8 protein-coding genes and 4 pseudogenes are annotated in these 7341 nt (G+C 61.7%); 2 read left to right on the top strand and 10 right to left on the bottom strand.

What is annotated here, in order from left to right; translation table 11 throughout:
- Positions 1 to 1003: AraC family transcriptional regulator (locus AC2FL1_RS23055; RefSeq protein WP_496878475.1), on the top strand; the 1003-nt coding region annotated here is incomplete at its 5' end.
- Positions 1004 to 1139: 136 nt separating this feature from the next.
- Here AC2FL1_RS23055 and AC2FL1_RS23050 read toward each other — a convergent pair.
- Positions 1140 to 2162, bottom strand: a complete 1023-nt coding sequence (locus AC2FL1_RS23050) for a mechanosensitive ion channel family protein (protein ID WP_496878474.1) — start codon at positions 2160 to 2162, stop codon at positions 1140 to 1142.
- 197 nt (positions 2163 to 2359) lie between these two features.
- Positions 2360 to 3622, bottom strand: a complete 1263-nt coding sequence (locus tag AC2FL1_RS23045) for an alpha/beta hydrolase (RefSeq protein ID WP_496878473.1) — start codon at positions 3620 to 3622, stop codon at positions 2360 to 2362.
- Here AC2FL1_RS23045 and AC2FL1_RS23040 point away from each other — a divergent pair.
- On the top strand, positions 3605 to 4201 hold the full coding sequence (locus AC2FL1_RS23040; RefSeq protein WP_496878472.1) for a transposase: 597 nt from the start codon (positions 3605 to 3607) through the stop codon (positions 4199 to 4201). The two genes, AC2FL1_RS23045 and AC2FL1_RS23040, sit on opposite strands and share 18 nt — an antisense overlap.
- A gap of 72 nt (positions 4202 to 4273) precedes the next feature.
- Here the strand turns inward: AC2FL1_RS23040 and AC2FL1_RS23035 are convergent.
- The 8 genes and pseudogenes from AC2FL1_RS23035 to AC2FL1_RS23000 form a co-directional block, all read right to left on the bottom strand.
- Positions 4274 to 4525: pseudogene (locus tag AC2FL1_RS23035) on the bottom strand (DDE-type integrase/transposase/recombinase); the annotation flags it as partial.
- Between the two features lie 29 nt (positions 4526 to 4554).
- Positions 4555 to 4659, bottom strand: a pseudogene (locus AC2FL1_RS23030) (hypothetical protein); the annotation flags it as partial.
- Between the two features lie 9 nt (positions 4660 to 4668).
- On the bottom strand, positions 4669 to 5079 hold the full coding sequence (locus AC2FL1_RS23025; RefSeq protein WP_496824404.1) for an IS66 family transposase: 411 nt from the start codon (positions 5077 to 5079) through the stop codon (positions 4669 to 4671).
- A gap of 130 nt (positions 5080 to 5209) precedes the next feature.
- Positions 5210 to 5446: pseudogene (locus tag AC2FL1_RS23020) on the bottom strand (DDE-type integrase/transposase/recombinase); the annotation flags it as partial.
- 178 nt (positions 5447 to 5624) lie between these two features.
- Complete coding sequence (locus tag AC2FL1_RS23015) at positions 5625 to 5885, bottom strand: hypothetical protein (RefSeq protein ID WP_496878471.1); 261 nt, start codon at positions 5883 to 5885, stop codon at positions 5625 to 5627.
- Positions 5882 to 6556 carry a YcbK family protein gene (locus AC2FL1_RS23010; protein ID WP_496878470.1) on the bottom strand — a complete coding sequence of 225 codons (675 nt, stop codon included), beginning with the start codon at positions 6554 to 6556 and terminating at the stop codon, positions 5882 to 5884. The genes AC2FL1_RS23015 and AC2FL1_RS23010 overlap by 4 nt, the downstream gene beginning before the upstream one ends.
- Before the next feature lie 109 nt (positions 6557 to 6665).
- On the bottom strand, positions 6666 to 6956 hold the full coding sequence (locus AC2FL1_RS23005) for a DUF6127 family protein (RefSeq protein ID WP_234163900.1): 291 nt from the start codon (positions 6954 to 6956) through the stop codon (positions 6666 to 6668).
- A 44-nt stretch (positions 6957 to 7000) separates the two neighbouring features.
- A pseudogene (locus tag AC2FL1_RS23000) lies at positions 7001 to 7341 on the bottom strand (hypothetical protein); the annotation flags it as partial.

Here is a 7341-nt window from a genome sequence, read left to right as displayed (position 1 = left end):
CTCGCGCGGCGGCGATACCGAAGCTTTGCTTGCCCGCAACAGGATTCCGCTCGGCGCGCTGACCGATCCTGCAATGCTGGTTGAGGCGAGCGCCTGTTATGCTGCCATGGAGGACATGGCCGAGACTCTCGACGACCCGTATTTTGGCGCAACGGTGGCGATCGAAACCGCGAGGAAGGGGACGCCCGGGCTGCGGGACGCGGCGAGCCGTGCGCTCACTTTGGGAGATTTCCTCTCCCGGGTGGTGGTGGAAGTCTCAAAGCAGGTTGATAACGTTCGGTACTCCGTTTCCATCACACCCGACTTTGCAAGCTTGGAGATTCAGCGCACGATCAGTGTGTCGAAGCCATCAAGACAGTTGGATGCAGTCGGCGTCGCGTTCTACGTGACCGTGATCAGACAGGGCATCGGTGACACTTTCGACCCCAATGACATCCTCGTCACTGTGCCGACCACCGCAGGTCTTCCGCCGGGGTTTCTGCCGAAACAGGCGTTTATCACATCCGGGATCAACGGCTTGCGGATTTCGTTTCCTCCGCAATGGCTTTGGGCGCCATTCTCGCTGGACTGGGACCTGGTGGAAGCGTCACGAGGGGAGTTCGCCACGGAAAACGCCGGCGCCAACGAAGCAACCCTTTCCTATTTTCGCAGCGTGCTTGCGGATAACCTGGCTCACCAAGATCTGACTCTTGATTCATTTGCCGCAATTTGTGGCCTGCATCCACGTCGTGTACAGCGCATCATCCAGGCAAAGAGCACCTCCTTCAGCCAGATGAAAGACGACGTGCGCCAGAGCGTCAGCGAAGACCTCCTCTCGCACACAACGCTACCCATCTCGCAAATCGCCCTTCAGGTAGGCCTCTCCGGCCCGGCCGCCTTCGACAGGGCATTCAGGCGATGGACCGGCAAGACGCCAACAGGATTTCGGGCCGAATTCAAATCGGATCCGGATGCCCAAGTTGTGGATAACGGATCCGGGTCCAGTACCAGCAACGAACCGTAAAGGACGCCCTAACGCACTGATGCACCGATCGTACCCTTCATGGCACTTCGCCATCCGGCCCTCTAGCCCACCCGGACTTTCGCATCAGGTGGAGGATATCCGGGGGGTCACTGAAGCAGCGAACGGCGCCACGGCATCAAGGACGACTGGCAGAGCGCTTCTGCTCGACCCGAACATCCTGAATCTCGGTCGTCACCTGTATGCCCGCCTCGGTGAACATCTTGTGGATGTTGAAAAAAAGCTCCTCACGCCCGGCAAAGCTCGCCATGTAGCCGTCGAAGTGCACCCACAGCGAATAGCGGTAGGGGAGTGACGAGGCGTCGGCCAACCGGATCACGGGTGCTGGACGGCTCAGAAGGGCCTCAGATTCCCGCGCCGCCTCCTCCAGAAGGGACTTCACGCGCTCCGGGTCTTCGTCACCGGAAACAAGGATTGTGTAGGTTTCCGCGTAAAGCTCGCCAGGCTTGGGAAGAACCCGCAAACCTTGACGTGCCAGCTGCGCATTCGGAACAAGGAAGATCGCGCGATCCCACCCCCGAAGATGCGTCGCCCGCCAATCCATGTCGATCACCTGAGCGACGGTCCCGTCCTCCAGCATCACCCAATCGCGGCGTTTGCAGGGACGTTCGATCGACAGTGCAGCCCCTGCGACGAGGTCCGTCAGCGTCTGCCGCAGCGCGAAGGCGAGGACCGCGGCAAACCCGCCGACGACCACCGTCAGCCGTGGAAAATCGTTGGCGGCGAAGAAGACGAGCAGGCCTGCAAGGAGGCAGACCCCATACAGAAAGGTGCGGGAAAGCCTCGAGAGGCCATCGCCGTGCCCACGGCGCTCGCGTGAGACAGCCGCCGCCTCCACAAGCCTCGCGACACTGAAGGAAACGGCAAGGTACATGACCAGCCTGACCAACAGCCCCGGTCGGGCCAGCGTTTGATCCGACAAGAGGCTGTCGCGCAGGAGTTCGGCTGCTGTTCCAAGGCTCCAGCCGCCCGCCAAGACCAGCGCAATCTCGATGATCGCACTCGTGAAGGGATACTTCCCCAGGATTCTACGCAGCATCCGCAAGCGGATGGCGAGGGCCCAGATCACGAGCAGGACGATGGGCAATGCCACTTTCAGGAGAGTTTCGCCCGTCATGGGTGCCAAGGTGGGGTCAGCCAAAAGGACGCCTCCATTCATTGGGGGGGCGACGCAACGTATACAATACCTCGCTCCAAGTTCGGTCTTTACGAGCGATGGCTTTCTTGAAGATCAAAGTCAACAAACCGCTTGCCGGTGGATCGGGGCGAGCCGCGTCAGTCTGGCTGCGGTAGCATCCAAAGCTTCCGATCCCCGATCGCGCTTTCTGGGACGCCGGCTCACTCGATGATCTCGAGGGCGCCACCGACTCCGACGACAAGCGCTTGGCCGATCAATGTAGGGTTGCTGGCGGCATATCTGTCCCCGGCCAAGATACGCGTGCCGATCAGTTGTACGACTTCGGGCGCATCGGTGAACTTGGTGTGATGGATCGAACTTGTGTCCCTCACCTGGCTCAGGTCGATGACGTTTACGCCGAGTCGGGTCAGTCGATCCGCGTCGATATTGCCGACCCTTGGGCGGCGCGCGAGAAATGTCGACAGGCGAAGTGCCTGGTCATCATCGGATATGAGAACGAAGAAACGGCGCTTCTCTGGCGGTATGGAACGCACCTGTGCGGCGAACAATTCGTAGTCGATATCAGGTGCCGCGAGGATTACATTCGCGAGCTTCCCTGTTGAATCGAAGAGATCTTGTTGACCGCCGGCCCGGATCGCTTCCATGGCGAGAAAGTTGCCCATGGAATGGGCGACGACATCTACGGTGTCGAATAAAGACCGACCCAGTTCGCTTGCAACCTCAAAAATTGCATCGCGGGCGATCAGGGCACTGTTGATGTCGTAGACATAGCTGGTGAGGCGCCCGTCGGAGGCCCATGAGAACAGCAACGGAACACCATCATATCCCGTATCCTCGACGAATTGTGCGAGAAGCAGGGCGGCATCGGTCAAGGTCGAGTTGAACCCATGCACCCAGATCAACAGCTTGCGTTCGCCGCGCGGCCTTGTCCTGACGACCGCCTCGGCCTCCGAGAGCAGGCCCTTTCCGTCGAAGGTCTGCGGGTTCGATATGACGAAGTGCCTGTCGGGATCGAGTGGCAGGCTGCGCGGCCGTTCCACTTGCCCGACGACATGGTTCGGCGGGATCTGGACATCCACGGTCGCGAAGCTCAGCGTCTCGCTGCGCTGCCCCGAGAAGAACACGCCCGGCTCCGATGACTGCGCTCGTGTCGTTGCGATGAAGATCCTGTGCGTACGGAGCGATGCGTCCGGTCCTGCGCCCCGCATATCAGGCCCGACAGCGATCAGATGTCTCGGGGCCGAACATGCGCCTGCCGTTCCCGCCAGCAGAAATCCCATCACCGCACGCCGAGTAAGATAGAACCGAGGCTGGACCACGCCGGCATCTCGTCCGCGCTTCTCGTTCTGTCCTGTCACTGGCCCGACCTCGATGTTTCTCTCCAAGCGATCGGAAGCTGCACCCGCCTTGGCAAAACAAGTGCGCGCAGCCCCTCGTGGCTTGTCGTGGGAGATATCATCCAAGACGTGCCCGGGCAATCGCACCGGCGACATAGCAGGGCTTTCAACGGCTTGGGAGAGGCCCGTTATCTGTCTACCGTGTTGGATGACTTCTCGCGCTACATCGTGGGCTGGAAACTCTGCACCAGCATGGCGGCAGATGATGTCAGCGCGACGCTCGACATTGCCTTGGCCGCATCAGGCTGTGACAGCGTCACCGTACTGCACAAGCCCCGGCTGCTCAGCGACAACGGACCCTGTTACATCGCGGGGGATCTCGCCGAATACCTCGAGAAGAACGGCATGGATCATGTGCGGGGCACGCCCAACCACCCTCAGACGCAAGGCAAAATCGAGCGCTGGCACCAGACCCTCAAGAACCGCATCCTGCTCGAAAACTACTATCTGGAGGTTGAACTTGAGGCGGCCATCAACGCCTTCATCGAGCACTACAACCATCGCCGATATCACGAAAGCCTCGGCAATCTGACACCCGCCGACGTCTACTTTGGGCGCGGCCCGGCAATCCTGGCAGAAAGGGAGAAGATCAAAACACAGACCATCCAGAACCGGCGCTTGATCCATCAGCGCCAAGCAGCATAACGTCAACCAAAAGAGCCAGAGCCCTCCAGACCAAAATCAAGCCGCCTGTTCCAAATCATTCGACGACGGACAATCCGTGACAAATTCTTCCGGGCAGCCATGTTTACGCATTGCTTCATTTAAGAATTTCAAGGCGGCCTTCTTGTCCCGTCTCTTCGTCACGAAGCTTTCGAGAACCTCACCTTTGTGGTCTACGGCCCGCCAAAGATAGTGTTTCTCGCCGTTGATCTTCACGAACATCTCGTCCAGATGCCAGCGCCATCGGCTGGATTTCATGCTTGCAATTCGGCGCTTTCGGATCTCGGCTGCGAACAGTGGACCGAACGTAACCGCCCGGTTGAGGCCGCGGTTGATCAGGCGGCTTCAGCCTGAGTGTCGCCGATCGGCGCCCAATTCCACGGCAAGAGCTCGTCGAGTCGGTTGATCTTACGATCGTTGATGCGGTCGAGCACGTCGGCGAGATATGCCTAAGGATCGAGGCCGTTCAGCTTTGCCGTCTCGATGATCGTCATGACGCGGGCCAGCGTTTCGCCGCCGGTGTTGGCGCCTGCAAAGAGCCAGTTCTTCCGGCCGATGCCGATCGGGCGCAGGGCACGCTCGGCATCCGCCGCATCGTTCTTTTGCCGCTTAACGTAAGGCTTCACATAGGCCGGCGGGATCAGCCGCACGTCATGCCCAAGCGCCGCAATCTCCCGCGCCCAGAAATGAGAGGTCGGGCAGGATTCCATGCCGATCAGGCAGGGCTTCAGTCGGCCGAGGACATCAAGCAGAGCGGCCCTTCGCACCTTCCTCTGCAAGACAACAGCGCCAGCCTCGTCAACGCCATGAAGCTGAAAGACGGACTTGGCCAGATCAATCCCGAGTGTTGTAATCTCCATGTGGTCGGCTCCTTCCTTTGTTGGCTGTCACACAGTACCAACTTGGCACAATGCGATGCCGTCGGGGTGGAGCCGTCCACACCATCAGACAGATTCTAACTGGTCTCAGTTTCCCACGAACCGCAGAAACTTAGGCGGCGCAAAGCTGACGCCACTCGGCCAGAGCGGCAGCTCGGTTCAACTTGAAATTCTCTCGGCTTGTGAGGCTGCGCTCCGAGTTGAAATGGTGGAAGACCGAGGCGTGGACGGAAGCAAATTTCTGCAAACTTCGCATGCGCCGAAAGCGTTGGATTGCCCGCTCTCGTCGTCGGAATGGCAGGTGCGAGTTCTCAGCCCTGTTGTTCAATCCTTTCTGCTGCAGGGCAGTGACCAAAGGCTGTTGTCGGTCTTGCTGGCACCCCCGCGCCTGCGCCCACATCACGGCATAATCGCTCACCATCTCCACGATCACCGCCCCCTCCGGCAACAGAGCCAGTTCCTCTGCCGCCCGCGCCTGTTCCTCCCGAGTGTATTCGACAACCGGCGGACAGCCCCCAAGCCCACCGCTATCGGAACCGCCCGCCACGCAACCGCCGAGCAAGCTCATCACGAGAGCGAGGGCGACACGCCGCCGCCTCCAGCATCCGTCGCTGGACGTCATTTGCCTTCTCCATCGCCTCAAGCTGCTCGACCATCCGCCCGGCGCGCTCGCCCGAGCGGCGCAGGGCCAGCAGAAACAGAACGATCGCCAGAGCAGTAACGCCGTAGCGGCGCGCCCTGCGCCCAACCGCGTTCCCCGCGATCCACGAAACGACCCGTCCAATCACCGCCGCCCCCGTTTCCAATCATCCAGCCGCGCGTAGATCGTGACCGCGATCCCGCCGAGAGCCACGGCGATGAACACCCAGCGCAGCGCATCGAGATAGGGGACCAGCGGCAGAATGGCGTCCTGCGTCTCGGCCAGAATCTCTTGCGCCACCTCGACAACTGCTGCACCCAGCGTCGCCACACCCGCCGCGCCACCCCCCTTCATGGTCCGGCTCTGTGCGAGGCTCTCCCGCGCCAGCGGGGTCTCGGCGGCAAACGCCGTCTCCCGGACCGGAAACCGCTCTCCCCACTGCCGTGCCGGGCCGAGGTCGACATGGATGAACCCCGAGCGCGGATAGAAGCCGAAACCCAGGAACCCGACCGCCCGTGCCGCCGCCTCGAACGCCGTCGGGTCGTGGTTCGCCATATTAATGTCGAAGGCTGCGCCCTCCATGTGCTTCGACCGTGTGGCGCCACCAACCGCCTTGTTGTGCTCCGAACTGCGATAGGCCGAGCGCACGATGAGCGGCTTTCCCAGCCGGTCGCGCAGCGCCTGCAGCCTGTCGAGCGCGGCTTCGTTGATCAGCAGCTTGCCGGTACCAAGGCAGGCGATTTCCGCGGGCGAGAAGTTCGGCCAGCGCCAGGCGGCCTCCGGCACATCGCGCCAATGGGCATAAAATGTCGTGGTCATTGGGGTGTCTCCAGAAACAGAAACGCCGCCTCGGAGGGCGGCGGATACGTGGGGGTTGGTTCGGAATGTCGGGGATTACGGGATTGCAACCTGCGGATCACCGCTGGCCCTACGGCCCACCGCCAAAGAGCCTGAGCTTGATCACGGTGCCGGCCAGCAGGGCGAGGATGAGACCTGTGGTGATGAGATGCACGGTGGTCTGCACGGCGGTGCGGCGCACGAAGCGGATGCAGTCGAGCAGCGATCGCAGATCGCGAATGTCGAGCGCGGCGGTCTCGCCTTCAAGCCCGACATCGGCCAGGGCGCGCCGGGCACCTTCTTCCGCGGCGCGCGCCAGCATGGCCTGGAACTCGGCCTCGGGAATGCGCAGGTTGCCGGTCTCACGCAGGGGCGGCGACATGGGCAGTGTTCCTCTTGTCTGATGGTTCAGTTGTTTGACCCGGCTCAGCTGCCACCGGCAAAGCCGATCTCGAGCCCCGCAAGATCGGCCCAGGTCCAGGGCAGGCCGGTATCAGGGTTGACCGCCCATTCGGAGGTGAGCGCCTCGAGCGACGCCCCGGCCGGGGCCTGTCCGGCGGCATCATGGTTGGTGCCAGCGATGCGCAGGCGGTTGATGACCTGGCCCGGATTGGGGTTGGTCGAGGCATTGCGGGCGTGGCTTGCCAGGATCACCCGGCCGATGGTACCGGGCGGGGTGGCCCCGGGCGTGAGGGTGGAGGTCACCGCATCCCCGGCCGCCCGGGCATAGGCAAAGGTGGCGGGATCGCCATCGCCCAGTTCGGCAT

The organism is Ruegeria sp. YKSF070, from assembly GCF_059612725.1.
The sequence above is the reverse complement of the archived record's forward strand: the minus strand, read 5'-3'. Positions and strand labels throughout refer to the sequence as shown.

Coding starts and splice junctions, on each gene's coding strand:
- AC2FL1_RS23025 (WP_496824404.1), bottom strand. CDS start 5,079: ATGGAGATTACAACACTCGGGATTGATCTGGCCAAGTCCGTCTTTCAG.
- AC2FL1_RS23010 (WP_496878470.1), bottom strand. CDS start 6,556: ATGACCACGACATTTTATGCCCATTGGCGCGATGTGCCGGAGGCCGCC.
- AC2FL1_RS23005 (WP_234163900.1), bottom strand. CDS start 6,956: ATGTCGCCGCCCCTGCGTGAGACCGGCAACCTGCGCATTCCCGAGGCC.